Source organism: Companilactobacillus bobalius, from assembly GCF_002179915.1.
Taxonomy (GTDB): Bacteria; Bacillota; Bacilli; order Lactobacillales; family Lactobacillaceae; genus Companilactobacillus; species Companilactobacillus bobalius.
Genome location: NZ_MYFM01000006.1, coordinates 1 through 25,548 on the forward strand (window position 1 = coordinate 1; position 25,548 = coordinate 25,548).

The following is a 25,548-nucleotide window of genomic DNA, read 5'->3' on the forward strand; positions in this document are numbered from 1 at the left end:
TCCCATGCCGAACACAGAAGTTAAGCTTCTCCACGCCGAAAGTAGTTGGTGGGAAACTACCCGCGAGGATAGGTAGCTGCCACGCTAATGGTAAGGAATCAACCAAATGGTTGGTTCCTTTTTTTGTGCTCTCGTTTTGTTAATAATTAGTCTACAAGTATAGTCTAAAAAATCTTCATTAAGCCAAATTAGACTTATAATATAGGAGTAAGGAATTATTAGTAAAAAGGGGGAAAACATTACTATGGTAAAGTTTTTACGTACTAATAAAATTGCTTCAATCATTTTGGCTATTATTAGAGTGTACTTAGGTGTTCTATGGACAATGGCTGGATGGGAAAAAATCACTGGTGGTGCCGCCGGAGCTGTTAAGGGTTTGCTCGGCAATGCCGTTAAGAATCCTGTTAAAGGACCTACGGGTAAAGTTCTTTACCCTTGGTTCAATAATATGTTAAGTGCCATATTACCTCATTATAAGGGTATGAGCATGATGGTTTCTTGGGGTGAGTTCCTCGTTGGTTTAGGTCTAATTTTTGGTTGTTTAACAACCGCAGCTGTATTCTTTGGACTAATGATGAACTTTTCATACATGTTAGCTGAAGCTATTTCAGTTAACCCTGAATATATTTTTCTAGAATACTTCATTATTATTGCTGGTTTTAACGCTGGTAAAATTGGATTAGATTACTGGGTCATTCCTTGGATCAGAACCCACATCTTTAAACAAAAGAAACAATCCAGTATTTGGGATTGAAATAAAACTTGTTGATTGTGTAGATGTAAATCAGCAAGTTTTTTTGTGCCAAAAAGTACTATAATATTAAACTATTAAATCTATTAAGAAGAGGCAGATTGAATGACAAGAATCAGACGTGTTACAGAGGATGACGCCCAAGCGTTATTAAATATTTATGCACCCTATATTACTGATACAACGATAACTTTTGAAGATGTTATTCCATCTGTTGGAAACTTTAAACAGCGTATTCGTGATATTTCTCAAAATTTCCCTTATTTAGTCGCTGAGGACGATGACAATAAGGTACTAGGATATGCTTATGCCCATCTATACGGACCCAGAGCTGCCTATGCATGGACCGTGGAAACTAGTATTTATATTGATAAAAACTTTAAGGGACATGGTCTGGGTACGGCTCTTTACCAGAAGCTTGAGGACATTTTGAAAAGACAAGGGGTCGTTAATTTAATGGCCTGCATTACTGAGGAAAATGCTAATAGTATCAAATTTCATGAAAAGAGAGGATATAAAGAGGTTGGAACTTTTCATAAGGTCGGTTTTAAATTCAATCGCTGGTTAGATGTAACTTGGTTACAAAAGGATTTGAACGATCGTCCTCAAGAAATGTCACCAATTATTCCTTGGAAAGAATTGGATTAAATAATTGACCTAGAGTTAACTCTAAGGAGTATCATGAGCTTGTTTAAATGGAAGGAGCATTTTTTATGACGAAATTAACGGATACATTTGAGATTTATAATGGTGTGAAAATTCCTAAAGTTGCTTTTGGTACATGGCAGATCCCTGCAGAGGATGCTCGACAGGCCGTTCATGATGCTATTGATACTGGTTACAGACATATTGATACAGCTTTGGTTTATCAAAATGAAAAAGAAGTTGGACAAGGTATTAAAGATTCAGGTGTTAAACGTGAGGACTTGTTCGTAACTTCTAAATTACCAGCTGAGACCAAAAATTATGATGATGCTTTAAATGACTTTGAAACTACAATGAAGAATCTTGATTTAGATTACTTGGATCTTTATTTGATTCATGCTCCATGGCCATGGGGTCAAATTGGCGCTAATTACGACAAGGAGAATCAAGACGTATGGCGTGCAATGGAGAAAATCTATGCTTCAGGTCGCGTTAAAGCAATTGGTGTTTCTAACTTTAATGTGCATGATTTGGAAAATGTCTTACAAACAGCCAAGGTTAAGCCTATGGTTGATCAAATCCAATATTATGTTGGTTTCACAGAACCTAAGATCACTAAATTTGCTCAAGCACACGATATTTTGGTTGAAGCATATTCACCATTAGCAACTGGTGGCTTGATTCACAACCAAGATGTTCTCAAAATTGCTGAAAAATACAATGTCAGTGTTCCACAATTAGCTATTCAATTTGTTATCCAAAATGGAGTATTGCCTTTACCAAAGGCAGTTCACAAGGCTCATATTGAAGATAATGCTAAGTTAGACTTTGAAATCAGTGCTGAAGATATGGAAACTTTGAATAACATGTCTGATACAGCACCATCACATTTCCATAACTCTACTCAAGGATAAAGAAAAAGCTCAATTCAATTTGAATTGGGCTTTTTGCTTAAAAAACATGATTGTATCGTAATCATAATTTGAAAAATTATTTTTCAACTAATATTCTACATTTCTGGAAGACGTATTGTAATATTGTTATTGAAAAAAGGGGATGAGGGTATGGCACTTTACGAATCAACATTTGCCATTTTAGTGGCGGTGGCATTTGCTAATATTATTTCTAAGTTAGTTCCTAAGGTTTCATCGACGTATATTAATTTAATAATGGGAATCATTTTTGGAATTATTCCGTTAACCAATCACATGATATTGGGCTTTGATAATGAAATATTTATGTTATTAATTATTGCACCTTTATTATTTTTTGAAGGTCAACGAACAATGAATTTTATTGTCTGGCAAAAGTATCGGAATATTATAAGTACGGCTGTAGTTTTGGCGGTTATTATTGCGGCGGTTGGAATGATTTCGGTTAACTTAATTATGAAAATAGGATTACCGTTAGCTTTGATTTTGGCAGCCATTAGTACACCCACTGATGCAACGGCATTAGAATCAGTCTCCGCAGGTGTAACTTTGCCTAAAAAGGTTAATTCTATGTTAAAAATGGAATCTCTATTTAATGATGCTACTGGGATTGTCCTATTGCAGGCCGGAATGATTTGGTTTCATACTGGTACATTCTCTTTTGCGGCTAATACTAAAGCCTTTTTAATTTCGGGTATTGGTGGAATGTTTTTTGGAGTAATCTTTGCGTTTGTTACAATGCTCTTTCGTCAATGGTTAGTTAGAACCAAAATGAACGTTATTTCATCACAAACACTTATTTTTATCCTGACACCTTTTATTATTTACCTATTGTCTGAAAGAATAGGTGTCTCCGGTATTATTGCAGTTGTCAGTGCTGGATTAGTATTCAACAGTGAAATAAGACGTAGCCGCTTTACATCACCTCGACAGGTCCATTTAGGAGTTCAGTTGATAAACTTTTTAAATGAAGTTTTGAATAGTTTTGTCTTTGTAGTGTTGGGAATTACATTGGAACGAATCGTCGTTCAGCAGAAAACTAATTTACGAACATCGTGGGATTGGTTATGGATAGCGATTATTATTTATGTGTCTTCATTATTAGTTCGTTTCTTGTATGGTAAATATATAAGTAAGTTAAGTTATTATGATGCGGTTGTTTTTTCACTTGGGGGAGTACATGGGTCAGTTACTTTGGCCATGGCTTTTTCAGTTATCGGATTGAGTATTAAGGATAATTCAGCAACTTTTAACTTAATTATTCTAGTAGAGTCGGCCATTATCATCATGAGTATGCTGGTACCAACCTTTATTTTTAAATTTATTCTTAAAGGTGATAAAAAAGAAGATGCAACTACTAAAGTTAGACGAGTGTGGCAAGAAATGGTTGGTCGTGGGATCGCCAGTATTGATGATTTCGACGAATTGAATACAGAAGTTAAAAATAGTGTTATTTATGATTTGAAAGATCAATTACGGGATAATACCGTAAAGGATTATTTGAAACAATGGAATAGCGTAAATGGTTCTGTAGGCATTTTTGAAAAGAATTTGCACCAACAAGAGCACCAAGTTTTATTGCATGCATTTAATGTAGAACAGAAATACCTGTGTGATGTGTCTGAACAGAAATTATTAAATCAGGATGATGTCGATGATATATTTAGTGAATTACTTTTAGCTGAATCGCTGATTTTAGATCCACGTAATCAACCAGAAATCTAAAATGCTCCTGAAGTTATTATTAGACTATTTGTATATCTTCATGATAATATAAATATATACTAATGATGTTCATAAGAATTATTCAAGGAGATGAACTATGAGAATAAATAATGATAACCTAATGAGACTTTTAGCTTCAAATGTGGAACCAAAAATCAGCATTATCTTACCAATTCATCCAGAAACTCCTCAAATTGAAGAAAACATTCTTAATTATAAAAACTTATTGAAAGACGTTAAAAAAGATTTGGAATTGAATTATCCAAGACGTCAGTGGGACCAAGCAATTGAACGATTAGAAAATTTATTACTGGATCGCCAATTATTTAGTACCTCCAAAAAGGCTTTGATTATTTTTGCTAATAATGAGGCTATGGAAATTTCACGCATGGAACATCAAGTTTTACCTAAGGCACATGTTGGGACAACGTTCCTAGTTCAGGATCTGCTCTTGCCCGAAGAGAGTGGTGCTGATCCAGAGTATTTGATCAACCTCAGTCGTGATCGAATCAATGTTTTTAATATGGATAATCTTAAAGAAGTTGAACTTGAGGGAGTTCATAGTAATTTTGCGGACTATTATCCAGACTTTGATGTTAATGCTAATCTTAATTCTGGCTCCTACGGTGGGAAGAATGCGATTTATCATGGTCATCGAACAAAATCAGAAGAGCAGCAGAAAGATCAATTGATCTATTACCAATATTTAGATCGTAAATTGGGATCAATGTATCAACGTGAGGGCACGACTTTTCTTTTAACAGGCTTACCAGAAGTGTTAGATGTTTACTTAAATAATTATGGGAATAGCAAATATATCGATGGTGTGATTCACAGTTCAATGCTTAATTTATCACATAGAGAAATGTTGGAAAAAGTTAATGAGTATAAGAATTTTGAAACTGTCGCATTGATAGAAAAAATCAAACATGATTTGCATAGGGCGGATAATCAGGAGCGTGTGATCAATGATTTAGATACAATTAATTTTGCTTTAATGAATCGAGATATTAAATCACTGATTTCATTCAATGATGGAACATCTTATTCTGTAGAGCATAATAAAATGCTAGTTCAATCTATTTTGAATAAAACCAATTCGCAAGTGGTTTATTCAAAAGATGCAGCAGTACCAAGTATGAGTGCTATTGTGTACTAAAAAAAGGAATCTCAGTGAATAACTTGAGATTCCTTTTTTGCTGGTTAATTAATCTTTAGGTTCATTTTTTCTTAAGATACGAGCGGGATTTCCGACAACAATAACGTTATCAGGGAAGGATTTTGTAACAACTGATCCTGCACCAACGATGACATTGTTTCCTAGAGTTACTCCTGGAAGAATACTTGCGCTGCCTCCGACCCAAACATCGTTTCCGATTGTAATTGGGGCAGTTCTTTCGGCTTCAGTACGACGAACGGCTGGGTCCATGGGATGTTTTGGTGTATATAAACCGACTTTGGGACCGAATTTAACATCATTACCAATAGTAATTCTGCCTTCATCACAAAGCATGACATCGTGATTAGCATAGAAGTGATCACCGATAGTGATATTGACACCATAACTAAAGTAAATTGTTGGTTCAACGAAAAATCTATTACCAACTGATTTCATTAAACTTTTAATTTTGGTATTTCTTTGATCGTTGTCAGCAATCAAATTATATTCCATTAATTTTGTTCGTACATCGTTACGCAAGTTAACCAAAGGTTTTGATTCTAAGTAAAGTTCTCCATTTATCATCTGCTGATACGCAGGGTCTTGTTCAATTTCCATTCTCAAATCTCTCCTCTTTTAAATAAAAGTGTACATTAAGCATAGCATAACTTTTGAAAACACTGAAATATGAGTGAAAATAGGCCGGCCAATGTAAGAAATTGAAAATGAGTGATTAGGAATTTAGCTAGATTTCTTTAAAAGAGTTAGGATAGAGCTGGAACAAAATTTGGAAGTCGGGGGTAATTTGGTATGACAAACGTATTGGTAGTTGGTGCAACTGGAATAATTGGTCAAAAGGTTACAAGACAACTTTTAGATAAAACGGATGATTATTTAACATTGTTGGCTCGTAATACTAGTATCTTATCAATCGATGAAAAACGTGAACGTGAGGTTCATGGGGATGTCTTAGACGATAAGGTTTTGAATGAAGCTTTAGATGGCAATGATATTGTTCTAATGGCAACGGATAGCAATCTGGGCTTGTCGGTTCAAAGAATTATTGATGGGATGAAGATGAAAAAGATTAAGCGTCTGATCTTCATTACATCAATGGGTCTTTACAATGAGATGCCCGTTACTGATGGTGCCTCAGGTAATTTAGCACAAGATGCTCTTTTACAGCCATATCGTACAGCTGTTAGTTTGATTGAGGATTCTGAATTGAATTATACGATCCTTCGAGCAACTCGTTTAGATGCTGGAAAAGATATTAATTATGATCTAGTTGATAAGGGTGAGGCACCAACTAGTGAGGATGTTTCTTATGATAGTGTTGTCGATTACGCAGTTAGATTAGTTAACAATGGTAAGTTGGAATCACATAAGAATGTAGAGATTAGTCGTAGGGCTGTTGCTGTTAAGTAATGACTGTTTGACTTTAAGTGAAGCTGGATTTTTTTCTGGCTTCACTTTTTTGCTTTAAATAACCATTGTTCTATGTTTAATAGTGGAAACGAGCTCCACAAGGGCAACCCATTCCGGTTTGCTACAGTACTGAAATTGCCCGCCAAGTACGCGTTCGATTTCAGTACTTAGGCAAATTCTCGTGGGCTAAACGCCCCTGCTTCGCTCTCTTATCTCTTGACCTCAACCTGACTTGAGGGTATAGGATACTAAATAAGAGGTGTAATTATGGCAAAATTAATCATTTATTTTTCACTCTCAGGTAACACTAAGAGGGTGGCTCAAAAGATTCAAGCGTTGACTGGCGCTGACATTGTCAATTTGGAACCAAAAACTCCTTATCCGGAGGGTTATAGTAATTATGTACCGGTGGCTCAAAATGAATTTGAACAACAGATTCATCCAGAGATAAAAGCGACGCTTCCAGATTTGAATAAATACGATACAATCTATTTAGGATATCCAACTTGGAATGGTCGTGTGCCAATGATTTTTTATAGTCTTTTTGATAAATACGATTTTTCAAATAAGACTATTGTTCCTTTTACAACGACTGCTGGTTCAAGTGTTAATGAATCGATGCCTTACGTTCAAGAATTGGCTGCTACAAGTAAGGTAACAGATGGTTTTAGATACAATAATAACGATACCCAATTGAAAGAGTTTATTGAACAACTTGATTAGGAGGTAGTCCTATGAATATTTTGATTTTAGGAGCTAATGGTAAAGTCGCACGTCTAGTTGAAGAACAGCTATTGAGTGACAAAGCCTTCTCAGAAGTTAAATTAACGATGCTCTTGCGTAATAAAACTCGGGCTGATGATTTAATAGTTAATCGATCAATCGCTATTGAAGGGGATGTCAGGGACAACTCAGCTGTGGAAGCTGCAGTGGAGGATCAAGATATTGTTTTTGACTTAACGGGAGCTACGAAATCAATTGTTCCGACACAGAATATTATTAGGGCCATGCAGGCTAATGGTGTTATGAGAGTGATTTCTATCTGTGGTTTAGGAACTCATAGTAAGACAACTAGTCAAATTGGAACGCAGGTTGCACATCTGTATGAGCAATCAGGACTGGATTACACGATTTTAAGATTGGCTTGGTTGAATAATGTTAATGAGGTACGTTATCAGGTTACACAGCCTAATAAGCCGGTTCAGGGTAATAGTATTTCACGTAAGAGTGTAGCTGAACTTATTTTAAGAATAATCGACGATCCAGCATACTTATCGAAACAAAATGTAGGTGTTAGTGACGGAATTAAACGTGATGCACCAATTCTTTAGGCAAATCAAAAAGCTTCTCAAAACTATTTCTAGTCTTGAGAAGCTTTTTTTGTCGGGATTCTTCGATTAATTAACTGATTATGTGTGTAATGTGGGAGAAGAGTTAATTAATGGAGTTGCATTGACTACTTCAATTTAGAAGAAGTCAATGTTAGATCACTGAATAATTCGTTATTGGCAGGACTGAAGTCGAAGCCTTTAACACGATTATTAACTGGTTGCCATACGTAGTTGAATTCTTCTGGTACAACACCAGCTTGATCGTTCATGTATTCTTGCCATTGTTTGAATGTCTTAGTACGTGTCTTGTCATTCCAAGCAGATGAATCGTTCATCTTGTTGATCAATTCAGTATTCTTCTTGGTTACGAAGTGACCCATGTTGAATGGAGCAGTTTCACCATAAAGTTGTGATTGTGATGGTTCAGATGATAATGACCATGCAGCTGTCCAAAGGTCAATCTTGTTTTGACTTGGTTTTTGTAGCAAGTCATAGAAGCTATTCATTTCCATTGGTTTGCCACCGTATAATTTAACGTTCAAACCAACTTTGTGCCATTGTTGTAGATAATCTTGGTATGTAGCTTCTGTAATAGAGTTACCACTCATACCACCGAAGTAGATAGTAAGTTTCTTACCCTTTGGATCTGAACGCCACTTGCTACCGTTACGCTTCTTGTATCCAGCGTCATCAAGTAACTTGTTGGCTTTCTTAAGATTCAATGAATAACCTTTAGCTGACTTATCGTAGTACTTAGTGAATACAGGTGGAATCAAAGTGTTACCACGCCATGCAACACCATTACCAAACTTCTTAGCAACATCATCGACGTTTAGAGCGTACATCATAGCTTGACGTAGACTCTTGTTAGCCATCTTCTTATTAGAATCGGCAACGTTCTTACCAGTCTTAGTATCGAAATGGCCTAAGTTAAAGGCAAAGTAACTGTATGATAGGGCAGGTTGACCAACTTTTGTATAACCTTTAAGGTTCTTCAATTTCTTGTATGAAGTACCACCAACTTCACCAGAAGCTGAAGGAACTACGGAGTCATACTTCTTAGATTGAATGGCCTTAACAATGTTGTTTGATGAAACAACGTTGATAGTAATGTGTCCGATTTGGGCTTTCTTACCATAGTAGAACTTGTTTGGTACCCAACTTGTTGATTCACCAGTAACAATCTTATCTAGCTTGTAAGGACCAGTGAAGATAGGGTTCTTACGGATTTGTTCTGAAGATGCAAGTTTAGCAATAGGAACATTTTTGATGTATTCGTAAGGTTCAGCGGCGCCCCAAATGAATGAGTTACCAGAGAATTTCATACTTGGTGACATATGCTTGAAGTGAATAACAACTTTCTTACCTTTTTCACCATCTGGCATTTCGATACCAGAGATAGTACTTGCTGTTCCCTTATGATATGCAGCCATACCTTCAATATTTTCAAAGTCAGATGAATATTGACTTGTTGTTGATTCTTTATTACCAAGAACTTCATATGCGTACTCAACATCCTTAGCAGTTACAGGGTCACCATTTGACCATTTACCATTACTACGGATTGTAATTGTAGCTGTCTTAGCTTTACGATCAAGCTTTTGATTAGCAAGACCACCATCGATAATCTTGTAGTTCTTATCGACGTTGAACAAGTTGTTCAAACCACCAGGAGAGAAGACATGTGAGTCAGCGGCGTTTGAAGCAAGGACTGGATCTGAGATTCCTTGGAATGGTGAGTCAGCGACTTCGGCCAACTTCAAAGTACCATTCTTAGTTGCATTTTTATCTGTAGCAGCACTGTTCTTAAATGATGACTTTAATTTAATTTGAGCAGTTGTACCAGATGAAGAACTGCTGCTATTTCCGTTAGAACAACCAGCTAATGTGACGGCAGCCAAAAGTGTCACAGCTGAGAGAATAACCTTATTTTTAGTTTTAACCATTGTGTTTCCCCCTTAAGTTAAAAAACCCTATATTCACCAATTACAGAATTGGCTAAGAAAATTTGTATCCAGAAGACTTATAAAACCCGTGATTAGGAAAAGGCACCATCTCCCTTAATTTTTTGTAAAATTACGAAATAATTATTGTTCTGCAGCTCCTTGACGTTGAGATGCATCGGCTGAACGTCTAACAACTTGACCAATGTAACTAATTGATAAACAAAGGACGATAATCAACAAGGCAGCTGGTAACCATGTCCACCAATATTCGGTGATGTTATTAGGATCATTAGCATTAGCAATCAAAGTACCAAGTGATGGAGTTTGAATTGGAAGACCAAATCCCAAGTAGGAAAGACCTGTTTCAACACCAATGTTTTCAGCAAATGATAAAGTTGTATCAACGATGATCAATGATGAAATGTTAGGCATGATCTCTCGGAAAATAATCTTGAGACTGCTAGTACCAGAAGTCTTAGAAGCAGCAACGTAATCTTTTTCAGATTCTGAAAGAGTACGTGAACGAATCAAACGTGAAGTACCTTCCCAATAGAAGATAGAGAAGATAAGTGTCAATGAAACAGCATTGTAGTTTTTAATGATAGTAACTAAAACAATGATCATCATTGTCATTGGTAACATCATCATGAAGTCGTACACACGTTGCATACCCCAATCAATGTAGCCACTGAAGTAACCTGAAATTAATCCCCAGCAAATACCAAAGGTTGAAGAAATAATTGTAAGTCCGATAGCAATACCGATTGAATTACGTGAACCAACGATAAGCTGTTGAGCGATTGAACGACCACCAGCATCAGCACCGAGAGTATAACCATTGGTTCCTGGACTGATATTGTAGTTCATGATGTTGGTCTCCATCATTTTTGGAGTATTAATGAATAGTGATGCAATCATAACGAAAAGTATAAAGCCAACAACGATAAACAAGGCGATGAAAGCAGGTCGGTCAGCCTTGAACTCGTTCCAAACAATCTTGGCAGATGATGGAGTAGCTTCTTCGCTAGCTTCTTTAGTTAAACGGTCTAAGTCAGCCGCTGAAATATTTGAATGTTTATTTAGATTCTCTTCCATAAATTAACGGCCCCCTTATTCGATTCTGATTCTAGGATCAACGATACTTAGGATGATATCTGAAAGTAGCGTACCCAATAGATTCAAAATTCCGTAAATTAAAACTAAAGCAGTGATAACGGTGTAATCACGATAATTGATTGAATTGATAAATAGTAGTCCCATACCTGGATAAGAGAAGACTGTTTCAGTAAAGATAGAACCATTTAACAATCCAGTAATTGAATAACCGGCAAATGCGGCGATAGGTAATAATGAATTTCTAAAAATATGATGTTTGTAAATATCTTTTTCAGGAACACCTTTAGAACGAGCAGTTCTGACATAATCGGAACGTTTGGCGTCGATAACTTCTGAACGAAGGTATTGAACAACGTTGACAGTTCCAAATAGTGCACCCAAGATACTTGGTAATAAGATGTGGTACAAATGAGATCCAGCGGTTGGAAGTCCTGGATTAGCGGTAGCTGAAACGGAACCTGTAGTTGGGAACCAGCCTAGAACGTAACCGAAGATCCAGATACCAATAACTAAAACAACGAAGAAAGGAATACTGTAAGTTACATATGTGTAAATTCTGACGATATTGTCAGGAAGTTTACCTTCATGCTTAGCAGCAAACATACCCATTGGTAGAGCAAAACAGTAAGTAAGAACTGTTGTAAGTAAGGCTAACCAAATGGTATTAACGGCACGGCTACCAATTAAACGAGTAACTGGTTCTTGATATTGATAACTGTTACCCAAGTTACCGTGGAATAGATGGACAACCCAATTCCAATATTGTTGATACCAAGGATCGTACAAACCATTCATTTTCATCAAATGATGAAGTTGAGCAGGATCAGATTTAGGATTAATGGAACCGGTGAAAGGATCACCAGGCATTGCCTTAGCTAATAGGAAAACTAAAAGACTAAGAATAATAACTTCAGGAATCATAATCATGATACGACGGAGAACTGTTTTCCACATTATGCCTTCACCTCTCCTTCTTGTTTGATGATCTTGTTGGCAACTTCTTTTGGTAGAGCAACTGAATGAGTTGGACTAATTGGAACTAGTGGGAAAGCTTTACCATCTTTGTCGTAATACTTGTCTTGTTGTTCACGATAGACTTCTTCAACGGCTAAACGATTAGCACGATGTTGTTGTCTGTTGTTAACACTTGTTTCAGGAATGGCGGCTAGTAAACGCTTAGTGTAGATATGAACGGGATGATTATAAATATCATCACGAGTTCCAATTTCAACTAGCCGGCCACGGTTCATGATAGCGATGTTGTTACACATATGTCTGACAACACCCAAATCATGGGAGATGAATAGGTAAGAAATTCCAAATTCACGTTGAATTTTCTTCATGAAATTTAGAACTTGAGCTTGAACGGAAAGGTCCAAAGCGGAAACCGGTTCATCAGCGATGATCAATTTAGGGTTAGTGGCAACGGCACGAGCGACTCCGATACGTTGTCTTTGACCACCAGAGAATTGATGAGGATACTTGTATAAAGCATCAGGATCCAAACCAACGATATCTAGTAGTTGTAAAACTCTTAATTTCTCTTCATCTTTACTTAAATGCTCGAAATTTCTTAATGGTTCTGCGATAATATCTTCAATTCTTTTTCTAGGATTCAAACTAGAAAGGGAATCTTGGAAAATCATTTGAACATCATGGTTGTAATCAAGTTCTTTACGGTTGATCTTTTTGGTAATATCTTTACCTTGATACATGATTGAACCGCTTGTGATTTTTTCTAGGCCAACGACTGATTTACCAGTGGTTGATTTACCTGAACCAGATTCACCAACTAATCCGTAAGTCTCACCAGCTTCAATATTGAAACTGATACCATCGACAGCCTTTACAGAATCAGTAATTCGATTCCAAAATCCAGAACGGATAGGGTAGTGAACTTTTAAATTTTTGATTTCAACTAAACTCATGCTTTCACACTCCCAACCTGATCTGGAAACGAGAAGTTCTTGTAACAAGTACAACGAACTTCATGTCCAGGTTCTATTTCATGCATTGTTGGATTTTCTTCGTGTTCTTCAGGTTTGACCCAAGGAATACGTGGTGCAAATCGATCACCAATCTTAGACATCTTTTGTAATGAGGGAACATTACCTTGGATGACATATAAGTCATCGTTTTGATTGTCACGTTGAGGCATTGATCTTAATAGTGAACGTGTATAAGGATGCTTTGGAGTATTGAAGATTTGTTCGACGCTACCTTCTTCAACAATTTGTCCGGCGTACATAACTGCTACACGATCCGCTGTTTCAGCAACAACTCCTAAATCATGAGTGATTAAGATGATACCGGCGTGATTTTCGGATTGAATCTTTCTTAGAACATCCAAGATTTGAGCTTGAATTGTTACATCAAGAGCAGTTGTTGGTTCGTCAGCGATGATTAAATCGGGTTTGCAAGCAATGGCAATCGCGATAATAACACGTTGACGCATACCACCGGAGAGTTGATGTGGAAATTGATGAGCAGTTCTTTTAGGATCAACAATTCCTACTTCTTTTAATAGTTCCAAAACTCGATCATGCTTTTGCTCGGCAGTCAATTTAGTATGGTAAGTCATGACCTCACTAATTTGATCTTCAATCCTTTTTAGAGGATTTAAAGCAGATAGTGGATCTTGGAAGATCATTCCGATTTTGGCTCCTCGGAATTTGTTGTATCCAGCTTCATCAAGTTTTAAAAGGTTAGTGCCTTCAAAATCAATTTCACCTGAAATTTTTGTTTCGGATGGATCATGCAATCCCATAATGGTTGTGGCTAAAGTACTCTTTCCACATCCAGACTCACCAACAATGGCGAGAATCTCATCATGATGAACTGTGAGATTAATATGAGAAATAGCATCGTAATATTTACCGTTAATCTTAAAAGCAGTATTAACATCTTTAATATTTAGAAAATCTGATGTAGTTTCCAAGATATCCCCTCCTGATTCTAATAATCTTCTTATTTAAACCCTAAGATGCAAAGATACGTCTGTACCAGTGCTCTGTTGAACTTTTTTAATAATTGAGTTCGATTATAGTTAATCATTTTCTAATTTACAACCCCCAATATTAAAATAATATTAAAAAACTTTATTATTTATTCATAATCGGGCTATAAACTTTGTTTTATCTGTATGAACAGACTATACAATTAAATTAGAAAGATTAGAAAAAAGTTAACTTATAAATGACGATACGTATATTTTCAGGTCACTGGTCTAATTATTGATACCAAAGAGATTCATAGAATATAGGAGAAGATAGAATAGACTAATTAATTGACGTTATAACGGCAATGGTTTGAACCAATTATCTTAGAAATAAAAAAGAGTTTCAGAAAAATTAGTTTCTGAAACTCCTTTAAAGAAAATTTTTATTATTTTCATGAAAAATTAGTTAGTAAAATAAGTTGAAACGCTATCATTGACGTGTCAGAATATGAAAACACGGTATTAAAAAAATGAATTCTGAATGAAAATGGTGGTAATATATCCGTGAAGAAGGGTGATCTTATGCGTCAACAAATGCGTCATCAAAAGAAAACTAAGAAACCATTAATTTTAACAATCATCATTTCACTACTAGTCTTAATAGTTTTATGTGTTGTTTTCTTTTTCCCATTAAACAATATGTTGCGCAGTGCGACAGGTAATGATACTCCTAGCGATAAAGCTGTGAAGTCCGAGCTGGTCAAAAGAGTTAAGGCTCGTAAAACCGGTGATGCCAAGAATGACGAGAAAATCAATCGAGCTGCTTCGGTTTTGGGTAAGAAAAAGATGTCTGAAATTATGTCAGCTGCGGATAGTCAGAAAAAGACAGCTACACTTATTGAGGATTCGTCTGCTTTGACAAAGGAACAATCCCAAAAGGCTGCGCAGGAAATTTTTTCTAATGATGAGTATTCTGGATTGAGAACTGCGATTAATAATGGAAATTGGTATCAAGCATATCAACAATATCAGAAACTTTCTAATAATGGAGAGTTAAATCAATTGCAACAAGATATCAATCAGAAATGAAGATAACAAAAAAGTGCAAATCAAAATTTGCACTTTTTTTGTAATTTGAAATAAACTATCTAGTGATGGCATATTTCAAATGAATAATTTTAAGAATTTTCTGGAAATGTGGAATTATCCGTATTATCGTTATCGGCATCATAGAAGAATGCTTGAATGGGGATGTTGTATTTATTATGAATTAATAATATCTCTTTTTGAGTGAACCCTAAGTCATCATTCTTTCTACGAATAGTAGATGTTGATTTGTCGAGAAGTTTGGCAATATCACTTTGTTTGATGTTCTTTAACGTAAAATATGCTTTTAAATATTGATTACTATACATAATAAATTCCCTTTTTTTAAGTTTTCCTTAATCAAGGACAAGAACATGGTAAACTAGAAATTCTTTTTTTTCAATAACTTTTTTTGAAAAAACCATATTTTAAGTTAAAATATCATATATGAAAGGTATAGGTTGTATTTGACACATGATAACGATTGGAAAGTATTTGCGTAAAAAAAGACTTTTGAAAGATTTGACGCTCCAACAAGTGGTTGATTCTACAAAAACAGTGTATGGTTGCACGACATCAACTTCGGTTTTGAGTGCAATTGAAACGGACAAAAATAAGATCATCGATGGTGAACTCTTATTTGTATTATCCGATTTTTACGAGATTGATTTAAAAGAATTACAAGGATTAATTCTAAAAAATTTGCAGATTAAATAAAAAATTTACTTTCAAAAATTAGTTGTATTAGCAGATACTTCTATATAAATAAATCTATATTGTTTAATAATTATATTAAATATGGTCAAAAACAAAATAAATGAATATTGAATTATGGCTCACTCGTAGGAATATCTTGAATAACGAGTGAGCTTTTTTAGTTGCCAAAAGTTTGAATGATAAATCACAAGTGAAATAGTTCACATCTACAAAAAAATAAGTACAATAAAGGCAGAGGATTCGATTTATGTGAACGACATTACTGATATTGAGGGCAAAATATCTTTAATGAACGGATGATGACTTATGGAATATTGTGTAACCACCAAAAATAATGACAGTTGGTATATTGGTACCAACGACTTCGACCTCTTCAAGGCTGATAAAACCGAAGCAATAATGTTTCAAGGCAACGGTTATCTAGGTATAAGAGCAACTGCTGAAGAAAGAAACTTGAACGAAAGACGTGATATGTTCGTGGCCGGAACGTTTGATGCGTTCAACGATGAAGTCACAGAACTTCCTAATTTACCTGATCTATTAAATATGGAAATCGTAATCAATCAACGAGCGTTTTCTTTAAGCACGGGATTGATAGAAAACTATCATAAACATCTCAATTTAAAGAATGGTGAGTTAGTTCGGTCATTTGATTGGCTAATTGACGGTAATAGAATCAGTTTTAAGTTTTCACGTTTTGTTTCAATGAGTGATGTTCATTTATTTGTCTCCAAATTGGAAATCACCTCTGATCAAAGTGACTTAAGTATTAAGCTCAATTCGGGGATTGATGGTCAATATTCCAATAGTGGAACTCAACATTTAGTTGAAGGCGATAAACGTTTATTTGATGGTAAAATTCTGCAAATGCAGGAAAAGACGCAACAGACGAATATTGGTTTTGCTTTTAATGTGACACAAAAGGCCTACATAGATGAAGTATTGTTAAAAGTTAAACCCAATATTAGAATGGATCGCCGCCAAATTTTTGACGAATACAATGTTGATTTAACTAAAGGTGAGAAATTTACTTTTGTTAAATATGCCAATGTTTATACGACTATTGATAATGATGTGGGTCATGACACTATCTCAGACATATCAATGGATGCGATTAAACGTTCCAGTTTACTCAATTATGATGAATTATTGAATAAATCAACTAATGCTTGGAATATCAACGTTTGGCAACGTAGTTTGATCAGTATTGATTCAGATGATGTCAAACCACAAGTAGCGATTAACTTTGCTCGTTACCAGTTAGCAGCTAATACTCCAAAGGATTCAAGGATGAATATTGGGGCTAAAGGTTTAACTGGTGAAGGATATAAAGGACATACTTTCTGGGATACAGAGATCTATATGTTGCCATACTTTACCTTTACAATGCCGGAGATGGCTCGTAATCTTTTGAAATATCGTTATTTAGGACTAGATGGTGCTAGAAAGAAAGCTAAAGCCAACGGTTACTGGGGAGCTCAATTTCCTTGGGAGTCTGCTTGGTCGACGGATGGTGAAATGACACCACCTTGGGGTTCAGTTGATATCGTAACTGGGAAACCAATGCGGATTCTTTCTGGTTCTTTGGAACAGCACATTACCAGTGATGTAGTTATTGCCGTAATGCAATACTTATCAATTACTAAAGATGAGCGATTTGCTGAGGAAATGGGCTATGAAATTATTTTAGATGCTGCTAAGTTCTGGGCTAGTCGTCTAGAATGGGACCCCGCACGTAAGAAGTTTGTGATCGATAATGTGATTGGACCTGATGAGTACAAGGAGCATATTGATAACAGTGCGTTTACTAACTACACGGCTTTCTGGTGTATTCAAAAAGCCATTGCTGTGGTCGGTCTATTGAGGAACTCTAATCCAGAAATATATAACGAATTGAATTTGAGATTAAAACTCGATGACGCTTATCAGGATTGGATATCTAAGGTAGATTTAATTTTTCTACCAAAGCCTAATGAATTCGATGTTATTCCAGAAGACGATACATATTTACAAAAGAAAATAATTGAAACAACTCAGTACCAATCCGATGGAGGTCATGCAAAGATCTTCAAGGATTACAATTTGCAACAAATCAATGACTTACAGGTTACTAAGCAGGCTGATGTCTTATTGTTAGTCTTCTTATTTGAAGATTTATTTAGCGACGATATTAAACTTGCCAATTGGAATTACTATGAACCCAAGACTACACACGATTCATCACTATCTTTCTCAACTCATAGTATTTTGGCCAGTGATTTAAATTTGGCTGATAAAGCTTATGATTATTTTGAGAGAGCATGTGAGGTCGATTTAGGGACAGGCGTCGGTAAATCAGCTCAAGGGTTACATATGGCCTCAATTGGTGGTATTTGGAACATGATTGTTGAAGGATTCGGTGGTATCAGAGTTCTTGATGGTCAATTGAGAATCGAACCGCATCTTCCAAGCAAATGGAATAGTTTGCATTTTGAAATTAATTGGCATGGCAGTCTGTTGAAGATTGATGTGTACAAGGATACCTTCCAAGTATCTGTTTTAGGAGACGCCATTACTTTTATTAACCACAATGAGATTTATCACGTTGCTGCTAATTCAAAAATAGAAATCCCTATATCGATTGAAGTGAACGTAGAGGATTAAAGAAGAGTCTTATCAATTCTGTTGAGGAGTTGATAAGACTTTTTTGTTATTAACTAATTAATTTTATATTTTTGAATAATTAAACCGCTTTCTATAATAGAATTGACGTAATAGTATAGGAGGGGAAATTATGAAAAAAGTAGCGATAATCACAGGTATTTCTTCAGGGATGGGAAAAGCGGCGGCTTTGTACTTTAAGGAACAAGGTTTTGAAGTCTATGGTGGCGCACGTCGAATTGAGAGATTAACTGATTTAAAGGAACAAGGTATTCACACACAGAGTTTGGATGTGACTGATGCTATTTCAGTGCGTGCCTTAGTCGATCGTACTATTAGTGAACAAGGCCAAATTGACGTCTTAGTAAATAACGCTGGTTATGGTGAATTTGGTCCGATTGAAGAGGTGCCAATTGAGAATGCTAAAAAGCAATTTGATGTCAATGTCTTTGGAGCTGCTCAAATAACAAAATATGTTTTGCCACAGATGAGACAACAAGGTTCAGGCCGTATCGTCAATATTTCTTCAGTTGGTTCTAATATTTACAGTCCTCTTGGTGGTTGGTATTACACAACTAAAGCTAGTTTGAATATGTGGAGTGATGTCTTAGATCAAGAGGTCAAACAATTTGGAATTCGTTCAGTTATCGTCCAACCGGGTTTGACTAAGTCTGAATGGAGCAAGATTGCCTTTGAAAATGCTAAGAAGAATTTAGTTGAGAATTCACCCTATGAGAATATGCTTGATAAAACAGAGGAACTCTTTTCAAAGATTACTTTCAGTGAAGCAACGGCTGAGGATTTGGCAAAAGTATTCTATAGAGCTGCAACTGATATTAAGCCAAAACGTCGATACTATCATTCAATCGTTGATCATGGGATGGTCCTAGTGGCTAGAACGATGCCTAATACTTATCGAGCAGTTTTATCCAAGATGATGAAGGGGATTTAATATGGCATTTTTTGGATTTAAAGATATTGATAAATTGTCAGAAGTCGATATGGCTATTTATCGATATATCGTTGATCACGATGAACAAGTTCCTTTAATGAGAGTACGTGACTTGTCTCAGGGAGCACATGTATCAAATTCTTCCGTTATGCGCTTTATTCATAAGATTGGCTATAGTAGTTTTCCTGAGTTCAAGGTTTCATTTAAAAGTGAGAATCAGGATTTAATGCGTTCAAAGAGTGATGTTTTGAATATTATTGATCGAAATGCTTTTCCCAATGATATTGAAAAGACAATTAAGTTGGTAGCTCATTTGATGTTAGATGCTGATAATATTGTCTTCTTTGGAATGGGGGGATCTGGTGCAATTGCTGAATATGCCTCCAGACAAGCGGCGTCATTAGGATTCAATTCATATGCGGTTAAAGATCCGTTTTATCCTTTGATTCAACAATTACACAATACTTCCAATAATGTTATTGTTACCCTGTCAGTTTCGGGACGAACTAGTGAGATTTTGGAAACTTTAAATAATTTTGTTAATAGTCCGGATACAATTTTGGTCAGCGTGACGGGAAATATTGAGAGTCCCATCGCTAGAATTGGTCGCTATGCGCTTAGCTATAATATTCCAGAAACTAGAATTCATAAATACTATGATTTAACAAGTCAGGTACCGTGTGTTTATATCGTTGATGGTTTATTGATGGAACTGCATAATCAAGATATTAGTCGAAAAATATAATAAGGAACATGCTGTACCACGATTGGAATATCATTCAAAGCCTAGGTACAGCAATTCAAAACGCTTACAAAGTATTCACATCTTGTAAGCGTTTTTCTATACTAGTATTTGTAATCAAATAAAGGGGGATTCAATATTATGATGAACAGTTTCAATGCGTTCATGGAAAAACACATTGTTCCGTTTGCTACTAAGTTAAACGAACAACGTCACATCGCTGCTATCCGTGATGCTTTCATGTACACATTTCCAATCACAATGGCTGCTTCACTGGTTATTTTGATTAATAATCTTATTTTTTCAAAACAAGGTTTCATTGCACAAATTTTATTCTTACCGAAATTTTTCCCACATTTGGAAGAAGCACAAAAGCTTCTTACTTCTGTAACTAACGGAACAATGAATATTCTTTCAATCTTCATTGCCTATCTAGTTGCTAGAAACTTGGCTAAGTATTTCAAAGCCGATGATATGCTAGTTGGTATGACTGGTATCGCAGTATTTATGATTATGTACACACCTTCAATCATGAAGGGTGGAGTTACATATCTACCAACAACATACCTTGGTGCTCAAGGTTTGTTCGTTGCTATGCTCTGTGGTGGTTTAGTTGGTGAATTCTTACCAAGACTAACAAAGATCAAGAAACTACAAATTAAGATGCCTGAAATGGTTCCACCTGCTGTTGCTCGTTCATTCAACGGCTTGATTCCAATTGTTTTTGTTATTATGGTTGCTTCAATTTTGAATTATCTTATTCAATTAGTTGCACCCGGTGGTATTAATGATGTTATCTACAAATCAATTCAAACACCATTAACACATATCGGAGTTAACTTGTACGGTGTTATCATTATTGCCATTGTTCAAAACTTACTATGGCTTGTAGGTATTCATGGTCCAAATACTTTGAATGCTTTGAGATCAATGATCTTTACTGAAGCTGATATGAGTAATCAAACATATATCAACCTTCATGGTGTTGTAGGTGTTCCACATCGTGTTACATGGGGAATTCTAAACGATGTATTTGCTAACATGGGTGGTTCTGGTATGACTTTAGGTCTTATCATTGCAATTTTCTTAGTATCAAGAAGAAAAGATTACCGTGCTATTGCTAAATTGGCTTTTGTTCCAGGACTATTCAATATCAATGAACCTTTGATGTTTGGTCTACCAATCGTTTTAAACCCAATCATGGCTATTCCATTTGTATTAACACCTGTTGTTAATATCTTGGTTGGTTACTTTGTAACTGTTGTCTTTAATTGGATACCATCGCCGGCCATAGGTATGACGTGGACGACCCCTGGACCTTTAATGCCGTTCTTAGGAACTGGTGGTAATTTGTTAGGGTTAGTAATTGGATTTGTTTGTTTAGCAATTTCCGTAGCTATGTACTTCCCATTCGTATTGGCAGCTAACAAGATGGCTGTTCCTGACGATGATGAAGACAAAGATGAAAAAATTGAAAAAGGTGCCGAAGATGAAGACATCAACGGTACTGTAGAAGCTTAATTATAAATATATAACGATGATGTAACGCATTTGAGGAGGACAAATTTATGACATTAAAAGGAAAAACATTTCCAGATGGATTTTTGTGGGGTGGCGCTGTAGCTGCTCACCAATTAGAAGGTGGGTTTGATCAAGGTGGTAAAGGTATCAGTACAGCTGATGTGATGACTATTGGAGCCAACGGTGTGCCTAGAAAAATTACTGATGGAATTGATCCTAATGAATTTTATCCTAATCACAATGCAATTGATTTCTATCATCGTTATCCTGAAGATATAAAATTATTTGCTGAAATGGGCTTCAAGTGTTTTAGAACATCAATTGCCTGGACAAGAATTTTTCCCAATGGTGACGATGAACAACCTAATGAAGCCGGATTAAAGTTTTATGACGATATGTTTGATGAACTACACAAATACAACATTGAACCTGTAATTACGTTGTCCCATTTTGAAATGCCATATCATTTGGTTAAAAAATATGGTGGTTGGCGCAGTCGTAAGGTAATCGACTTCTTTGTTAAATTTGCTACAGTTGTCTTCAAACGTTATAAGAATAAAGTTAAATATTGGATGACTTTCAATGAGATCAATAATCAAACTGATTATGAATCAACTCACGCTTTGTTCACTGATTCAGGAATTGTTCCTAAACCAGAAGAAAATAATGAAAAATTGATGTATCAAGCAGCTCATTACGAGTTAGTTGCTAGTGCCAAAGCTGTCAAAATTGGTCACGAGATCAATCCTGATTTTCAAATTGGTTGCATGATTGCAATGACTCCAATTTATCCACTTACATCTAAACCAGAAGATATCCTATTTGCTCAACGCGCGATGCAAACAAGGTTCTGGTTCGCTGATGTTCACGTAAATGGATTCTATCCACAATGGTTGTTGAATCATTTCCAAGAACGTAATTTTGATTTGGATATGAACGACGATGATTTGCAAGTGTTAAGCCAAGGTAAAGTTGATTACATTGGTTTCAGTTATTACATGTCCTTTGCAGTTAAGGATACTGGCAAGCTTGAATACAATGAAAGTCATGATCGCGTTAAAAATCCTTATGTCAAAGCTAGTGAATGGGGTTGGCAAGTCGATCCAGTTGGCTTGAGATATGCTCTAAACTGGTTTAATGATCGATATCACTTACCATTATTTATCGTTGAAAACGGACTTGGCGCTATCGATAAAAAGGCTAGTGACAACAAAGTTCACGATGATTATCGAATTGACTATATGACTGATCATATCCGTGCAATGAAACAAGCTGTTTTGAAAGATGGTGTTAATTTGATTGGCTATACCCCTTGGGGCTGTATTGATTTGGTAGCCGCAAGTACCGGTCAAATGTCTAAACGCTATGGTATGATCTACGTTGATGAGAATGATGATGGAACAGGTAGTTTGAATCGTTATAAGAAAGACTCATTCTATTGGTTCCAGGATGTCATCAAAACCAATGGTGCGGAGATAGATTAAGATGAAAAATTATGTAGGTTTAGATATTGGAGGAACTTCAGTCAAGTATGGTTTAGTTGATGAAAATGGAGTTGTATCCAATAAAGGACATTTTAAAACTAACGTCGATGATCAAGCTGGGTTATTAAATGACTTGGTGACCGCTGTTAAAGAAATTCAATCACTTGATAAGGACGTTTTAGGAATCGGTGTCAGTATGCCTGGTGTCGTTCAAGTAGATGGCTTCCTAACAACTTCTGGTGCTGTGAAATGTTTTACAGGTATCAATTTGGCTCAATTATTAGAGGAAAAAACAGGCTTGCCTGCTAAAATCGAAAATGACGCTAATGCTGCAGCAATCGCTGAAAAGTGGATTGGTTCAGCTCAAGGAGTCCACGACTATATTGGCTTAGTTCTAGGAACTGGAGTCGGTGGTGCGATGATTATTAATGATCAAATCTATCGTGGTGCTCATGCTCGTTCTGGTGAATTCGGTTGGATGATTGTTGAAGATGATGATATTGATGTTGAGATGGGCAGTCTAAATTTCCGTGGTGCAACTGTCATTGGCTTGATCAGACGATATAATCAGTTCAGTAGTCAACCAGTTGAAGATGCCCGCCTAATCTTTAAACGTGCTGATGATGGGGAAGTTTTAGCTCAGAACGTTTTGAAGAGTTACTATCATAGTCTGGCAAAGGGAATTATCAATTTGGAAGTTTCTTTTGATCCAGCAGTAGTAATTGTTGGTGGTGGAATTAGTGCCAATACTGAATTCATCGATAATCTAAATAAGACGATTAAAGAAGTTAAAGCTACACATAATAGTATTAAGGATATAGATTTACCACTTGTCAAAGCAGCAAAGTTAAAGAATGATGCTGGGATGATCGGTGCAGTTTATCAATTGATTCACGCCTAAAAATTATGAAGATAATGAGGGGATATTGATAACAATGATTTTGGTTACTGTATTATTCAAATTGAATGGTGTGTTGTTCTATGGAAATCGTATTTTAGACTGTGTTCCAACATAAAATGATTTCATTCATTTTGAGGATTCAAAATTTAAGTGTTTGCAAAAACACTGAGGGGTGAAATTTATGAAAACATGGTTTAACGAAAAAGTTATGCCGGGTATGATGAAGTTTGTCAATACTCGAGCTATAACTGCCATTAAAAATGGTATGTTAGTATCATTGCCATTTATTATGATTGGTTCTGTTTTCTTACTATTGGCTTCATTTCCAGTTCCAGCAGTTGCTCACTGGATGGATGCTACGGGGTTAACTCCATATTGGAACCAAGCATATAATGCTTCATTCGGAGTTATGGCAATTTTTGCTGTTGTTGGTATTGCATATAATTGGGCTAAGGATGCTGGTTTTGAACCACTTCCAGCCGGAATGACTGCTTTGGTCAGTTTCTTCTTAATTATGCGTCCCACAACTGCTGTTTTAAACGGAACAAAGACTGTTATCTCAGCCAATCAAGCACCAACAATGCTTGGTGGATTCATTGATAGAACTTGGCTAGGTGGTCAAGGTATGATTGCCGCAATTCTAGTTGGTTTGATTACTGGTTGGGTATATTCATGGTTCCTAAAACATCACATTACTATCAAATTGCCTGAACAAGTTCCACCTGCAGTTGCAGAATCATTTATTGCATTGATTCCTGCGTTTGTAATTGTGTGTGGTTTCTTGATTATCTATATCTTCTTTGATTTAGTAGCACATCAAACTGTTACACAATGGATTTATACAACAATTCAAACACCTCTACAAGGTTTGACTGATTCTGCCGGTGGTGTCTTCTTAGTTGGTATTTTAATTCCATTCTTATGGTTCTTTGGTGTTCATGGTTCAACTATTGTTAGTGGTATTATGAGTCCATTACTACAAGCTAATGCTTTACAAAATGCAACTATTTTCAAAGCACATGGAGTTGTAACACAAGCCTTAGGTGGCCATATCTTTACACAATCATTACTTGATCAATTTGGTACCGTTACAGGTGCCGGAATGACATTTGGACTTGCTATTTATATCTTATTCTTCTCCAAATCAGCGCAACTTAAAGGTATTGGTAAATTAGCATTTATTCCAGCTATCTTTAATATTAATGAGCCAATTCTCTTTGGTATGCCAGTTGTTTTGAACCCTATTATGGTTGTACCATTTATGTTCATGCCAACATTTTCAATGCTTTCAACATACTTCTTAATTAAGATTGGTATTCTTCCATATCTAAATGGTGTGCAGGTACCATGGACTACTCCACCAATTGTTTCAGGATTCTTAGTTGGTGGTTGGAAAGTTATGGTTTGGCAAGCAATTATTATTGCTTTATCATTCTTCGTTTACTATCCATTCGTACACAAGCAGGATATGATTCTTTACAAGCAAGAAAAAGATGAAGCTGCAGGTATTAAAGCTTAATAAAAACGGAAAACT

24 protein-coding genes and 1 rRNA gene are annotated in these 25,548 nt (G+C 35.9%); 18 read left to right on the top strand and 7 right to left on the bottom strand.

Annotated features, from left to right (window positions below; translation table 11 throughout):
* From rrf to LKACC16343_RS09410, 6 genes are all read left to right on the top strand, one after another.
* A 5S ribosomal RNA gene (rrf, locus tag LKACC16343_RS14725) occupies positions 1 to 85 on the top strand; the annotation flags it as partial.
* A gap of 159 nt (positions 86 to 244) precedes the next feature.
* Complete coding sequence (locus tag LKACC16343_RS09390; protein WP_056953006.1) at positions 245 to 754, top strand: DoxX family protein; 510 nt, start codon at positions 245 to 247, stop codon at positions 752 to 754.
* A gap of 102 nt (positions 755 to 856) precedes the next feature.
* Positions 857 to 1,399: a GNAT family N-acetyltransferase gene (locus tag LKACC16343_RS09395; RefSeq protein WP_056953008.1), complete on the top strand. Its 543-nt coding sequence runs from the start codon at positions 857 to 859 to the stop codon at positions 1,397 to 1,399.
* A 65-nt stretch (positions 1,400 to 1,464) separates the two neighbouring features.
* Complete coding sequence (locus tag LKACC16343_RS09400; protein WP_056953009.1) at positions 1,465 to 2,310, top strand: aldo/keto reductase family protein; 846 nt, start codon at positions 1,465 to 1,467, stop codon at positions 2,308 to 2,310.
* Between the two features lie 150 nt (positions 2,311 to 2,460).
* Complete coding sequence (locus tag LKACC16343_RS09405) at positions 2,461 to 4,053, top strand: cation:proton antiporter (RefSeq protein WP_056953011.1); 1,593 nt, start codon at positions 2,461 to 2,463, stop codon at positions 4,051 to 4,053.
* 97 nt (positions 4,054 to 4,150) lie between these two features.
* Positions 4,151 to 5,212 carry a baeRF8 domain-containing protein gene (locus LKACC16343_RS09410; protein ID WP_056953013.1) on the top strand — a complete coding sequence of 354 codons (1,062 nt, stop codon included), beginning with the start codon at positions 4,151 to 4,153 and terminating at the stop codon, positions 5,210 to 5,212.
* 48 nt (positions 5,213 to 5,260) lie between these two features.
* Here the strand turns inward: LKACC16343_RS09410 and LKACC16343_RS09415 are convergent, their stop codons facing one another.
* On the bottom strand, positions 5,261 to 5,830 hold the full coding sequence (locus LKACC16343_RS09415) for a sugar O-acetyltransferase (protein WP_056953015.1): 570 nt from the start codon (positions 5,828 to 5,830) through the stop codon (positions 5,261 to 5,263).
* Positions 5,831 to 6,022: 192 nt separating this feature from the next.
* Here LKACC16343_RS09415 and LKACC16343_RS09420 point away from each other — a divergent pair, with 192 nt between their 5' ends.
* From LKACC16343_RS09420 to LKACC16343_RS09430, 3 genes are all read left to right on the top strand, one after another.
* A complete protein-coding gene (locus LKACC16343_RS09420; RefSeq protein ID WP_056953017.1) occupies positions 6,023 to 6,640 on the top strand; it encodes an NAD(P)H-binding protein in 618 nt (205 codons plus the stop codon).
* A 267-nt stretch (positions 6,641 to 6,907) separates the two neighbouring features.
* Positions 6,908 to 7,363, top strand: coding sequence for a flavodoxin (locus tag LKACC16343_RS09425; RefSeq protein WP_056953019.1), 456 nt, complete (start codon positions 6,908 to 6,910; stop codon positions 7,361 to 7,363).
* An 11-nt stretch (positions 7,364 to 7,374) separates the two neighbouring features.
* Entirely contained in the window at positions 7,375 to 7,971 is a 597-nt protein-coding gene (locus LKACC16343_RS09430; RefSeq protein WP_056953021.1) for an NAD(P)H-binding protein, read from the top strand.
* Positions 7,972 to 8,096: 125 nt separating this feature from the next.
* Here the strand turns inward: LKACC16343_RS09430 and LKACC16343_RS09435 are convergent, their stop codons facing one another.
* The 5 genes from LKACC16343_RS09435 to LKACC16343_RS09455 form a co-directional block, all read right to left on the bottom strand.
* Entirely contained in the window at positions 8,097 to 9,917 is a 1,821-nt protein-coding gene (locus tag LKACC16343_RS09435) for an oligopeptide ABC transporter substrate-binding protein (RefSeq protein WP_056953023.1), read from the bottom strand.
* Positions 9,918 to 10,058: 141 nt separating this feature from the next.
* Positions 10,059 to 11,012 carry an ABC transporter permease gene (locus tag LKACC16343_RS09440; protein WP_056953025.1) on the bottom strand — a complete coding sequence of 318 codons (954 nt, stop codon included), beginning with the start codon at positions 11,010 to 11,012 and terminating at the stop codon, positions 10,059 to 10,061.
* Between the two features lie 15 nt (positions 11,013 to 11,027).
* On the bottom strand, positions 11,028 to 11,987 hold the full coding sequence (locus tag LKACC16343_RS09445; protein WP_056953027.1) for an ABC transporter permease: 960 nt from the start codon (positions 11,985 to 11,987) through the stop codon (positions 11,028 to 11,030).
* On the bottom strand, positions 11,987 to 12,961 hold the full coding sequence (locus LKACC16343_RS09450) for an ABC transporter ATP-binding protein (protein ID WP_056953029.1): 975 nt from the start codon (positions 12,959 to 12,961) through the stop codon (positions 11,987 to 11,989). The genes LKACC16343_RS09445 and LKACC16343_RS09450 overlap by 1 nt, the downstream gene beginning before the upstream one ends.
* Positions 12,958 to 13,974, bottom strand: a complete 1,017-nt coding sequence (locus tag LKACC16343_RS09455; protein WP_034543831.1) for an ABC transporter ATP-binding protein — start codon at positions 13,972 to 13,974, stop codon at positions 12,958 to 12,960. Before LKACC16343_RS09455 ends, LKACC16343_RS09450 begins: the two co-directional genes overlap by 4 nt.
* Positions 13,975 to 14,553: 579 nt before the next feature.
* Between LKACC16343_RS09455 and LKACC16343_RS09460 the strand changes: the two genes are divergently transcribed.
* Positions 14,554 to 15,060, top strand: a complete 507-nt coding sequence (locus LKACC16343_RS09460) for a hypothetical protein (RefSeq protein WP_056953031.1) — start codon at positions 14,554 to 14,556, stop codon at positions 15,058 to 15,060.
* 89 nt (positions 15,061 to 15,149) lie between these two features.
* Here LKACC16343_RS09460 and LKACC16343_RS09465 read toward each other — a convergent pair whose 3' ends face one another.
* Complete coding sequence (locus tag LKACC16343_RS09465; RefSeq protein ID WP_056953033.1) at positions 15,150 to 15,386, bottom strand: helix-turn-helix domain-containing protein; 237 nt, start codon at positions 15,384 to 15,386, stop codon at positions 15,150 to 15,152.
* A gap of 145 nt (positions 15,387 to 15,531) precedes the next feature.
* Here LKACC16343_RS09465 and LKACC16343_RS09470 point away from each other — a divergent pair, with 145 nt between their 5' ends.
* The 8 genes from LKACC16343_RS09470 (at position 15,532) to LKACC16343_RS09505 (ending at position 25,533) form a co-directional block, all read left to right on the top strand.
* Positions 15,532 to 15,774, top strand: a complete 243-nt coding sequence (locus LKACC16343_RS09470) for a helix-turn-helix domain-containing protein (RefSeq protein WP_056953042.1) — start codon at positions 15,532 to 15,534, stop codon at positions 15,772 to 15,774.
* 306 nt (positions 15,775 to 16,080) lie between these two features.
* Complete coding sequence (locus LKACC16343_RS09475) at positions 16,081 to 18,417, top strand: glycoside hydrolase family 65 protein (RefSeq protein ID WP_056953050.1); 2,337 nt, start codon at positions 16,081 to 16,083, stop codon at positions 18,415 to 18,417.
* 130 nt (positions 18,418 to 18,547) lie between these two features.
* Positions 18,548 to 19,366 carry an SDR family NAD(P)-dependent oxidoreductase gene (locus tag LKACC16343_RS09480; protein ID WP_056953062.1) on the top strand — a complete coding sequence of 273 codons (819 nt, stop codon included), beginning with the start codon at positions 18,548 to 18,550 and terminating at the stop codon, positions 19,364 to 19,366.
* Between the two features lies 1 nt (position 19,367).
* Positions 19,368 to 20,111 carry a MurR/RpiR family transcriptional regulator gene (locus LKACC16343_RS09485; protein WP_054643512.1) on the top strand — a complete coding sequence of 248 codons (744 nt, stop codon included), beginning with the start codon at positions 19,368 to 19,370 and terminating at the stop codon, positions 20,109 to 20,111.
* Positions 20,112 to 20,252: 141 nt separating this feature from the next.
* Positions 20,253 to 21,629 carry a PTS sugar transporter subunit IIC gene (locus tag LKACC16343_RS09490; RefSeq protein ID WP_056954016.1) on the top strand — a complete coding sequence of 459 codons (1,377 nt, stop codon included), beginning with the start codon at positions 20,253 to 20,255 and terminating at the stop codon, positions 21,627 to 21,629.
* A 47-nt stretch (positions 21,630 to 21,676) separates the two neighbouring features.
* On the top strand, positions 21,677 to 23,113 hold the full coding sequence (locus tag LKACC16343_RS09495) for a 6-phospho-beta-glucosidase (RefSeq protein ID WP_056953069.1): 1,437 nt from the start codon (positions 21,677 to 21,679) through the stop codon (positions 23,111 to 23,113).
* Between the two features lies 1 nt (position 23,114).
* Positions 23,115 to 24,014: an ROK family protein gene (locus LKACC16343_RS09500; RefSeq protein WP_056953078.1), complete on the top strand. Its 900-nt coding sequence runs from the start codon at positions 23,115 to 23,117 to the stop codon at positions 24,012 to 24,014.
* 181 nt (positions 24,015 to 24,195) lie between these two features.
* A complete protein-coding gene (locus LKACC16343_RS09505) occupies positions 24,196 to 25,533 on the top strand; it encodes a PTS sugar transporter subunit IIC (protein ID WP_056953088.1) in 1,338 nt (445 codons plus the stop codon).
* The last annotated feature ends 15 nt before the right edge of the window (positions 25,534 to 25,548 follow it).

Excerpts from the sequence above, each read along its gene's own strand:
- LKACC16343_RS09390 (WP_056953006.1), top strand. The coding sequence starts at position 245 with ATGGTAAAGTTTTTACGTACTAATAAAATTGCTTCAATCATTTTGGCT.
- LKACC16343_RS09395 (WP_056953008.1), top strand. The coding sequence starts at position 857 with ATGACAAGAATCAGACGTGTTACAGAGGATGACGCCCAAGCGTTATTA.
- LKACC16343_RS09400 (WP_056953009.1), top strand. The coding sequence starts at position 1,465 with ATGACGAAATTAACGGATACATTTGAGATTTATAATGGTGTGAAAATT.
- LKACC16343_RS09405 (WP_056953011.1), top strand. The coding sequence starts at position 2,461 with ATGGCACTTTACGAATCAACATTTGCCATTTTAGTGGCGGTGGCATTT.
- LKACC16343_RS09410 (WP_056953013.1), top strand. The coding sequence starts at position 4,151 with ATGAGAATAAATAATGATAACCTAATGAGACTTTTAGCTTCAAATGTG.
- LKACC16343_RS09415 (WP_056953015.1), bottom strand. The coding sequence starts at position 5,830 with ATGGAAATTGAACAAGACCCTGCGTATCAGCAGATGATAAATGGAGAA.
- LKACC16343_RS09420 (WP_056953017.1), top strand. The coding sequence starts at position 6,023 with ATGACAAACGTATTGGTAGTTGGTGCAACTGGAATAATTGGTCAAAAG.
- LKACC16343_RS09425 (WP_056953019.1), top strand. The coding sequence starts at position 6,908 with ATGGCAAAATTAATCATTTATTTTTCACTCTCAGGTAACACTAAGAGG.
- LKACC16343_RS09430 (WP_056953021.1), top strand. The coding sequence starts at position 7,375 with ATGAATATTTTGATTTTAGGAGCTAATGGTAAAGTCGCACGTCTAGTT.
- LKACC16343_RS09435 (WP_056953023.1), bottom strand. The coding sequence starts at position 9,917 with ATGGTTAAAACTAAAAATAAGGTTATTCTCTCAGCTGTGACACTTTTG.
- LKACC16343_RS09440 (WP_056953025.1), bottom strand. The coding sequence starts at position 11,012 with ATGGAAGAGAATCTAAATAAACATTCAAATATTTCAGCGGCTGACTTA.
- LKACC16343_RS09445 (WP_056953027.1), bottom strand. The coding sequence starts at position 11,987 with ATGTGGAAAACAGTTCTCCGTCGTATCATGATTATGATTCCTGAAGTT.
- LKACC16343_RS09450 (WP_056953029.1), bottom strand. The coding sequence starts at position 12,961 with ATGAGTTTAGTTGAAATCAAAAATTTAAAAGTTCACTACCCTATCCGT.
- LKACC16343_RS09460 (WP_056953031.1), top strand. The coding sequence starts at position 14,554 with ATGCGTCAACAAATGCGTCATCAAAAGAAAACTAAGAAACCATTAATT.
- LKACC16343_RS09465 (WP_056953033.1), bottom strand. The coding sequence starts at position 15,386 with ATGTATAGTAATCAATATTTAAAAGCATATTTTACGTTAAAGAACATC.
- LKACC16343_RS09470 (WP_056953042.1), top strand. The coding sequence starts at position 15,532 with ATGATAACGATTGGAAAGTATTTGCGTAAAAAAAGACTTTTGAAAGAT.
- LKACC16343_RS09475 (WP_056953050.1), top strand. The coding sequence starts at position 16,081 with ATGGAATATTGTGTAACCACCAAAAATAATGACAGTTGGTATATTGGT.
- LKACC16343_RS09480 (WP_056953062.1), top strand. The coding sequence starts at position 18,548 with ATGAAAAAAGTAGCGATAATCACAGGTATTTCTTCAGGGATGGGAAAA.
- LKACC16343_RS09485 (WP_054643512.1), top strand. The coding sequence starts at position 19,368 with ATGGCATTTTTTGGATTTAAAGATATTGATAAATTGTCAGAAGTCGAT.
- LKACC16343_RS09490 (WP_056954016.1), top strand. The coding sequence starts at position 20,253 with ATGAACAGTTTCAATGCGTTCATGGAAAAACACATTGTTCCGTTTGCT.
- LKACC16343_RS09495 (WP_056953069.1), top strand. The coding sequence starts at position 21,677 with ATGACATTAAAAGGAAAAACATTTCCAGATGGATTTTTGTGGGGTGGC.
- LKACC16343_RS09500 (WP_056953078.1), top strand. The coding sequence starts at position 23,115 with ATGAAAAATTATGTAGGTTTAGATATTGGAGGAACTTCAGTCAAGTAT.
- LKACC16343_RS09505 (WP_056953088.1), top strand. The coding sequence starts at position 24,196 with ATGAAAACATGGTTTAACGAAAAAGTTATGCCGGGTATGATGAAGTTT.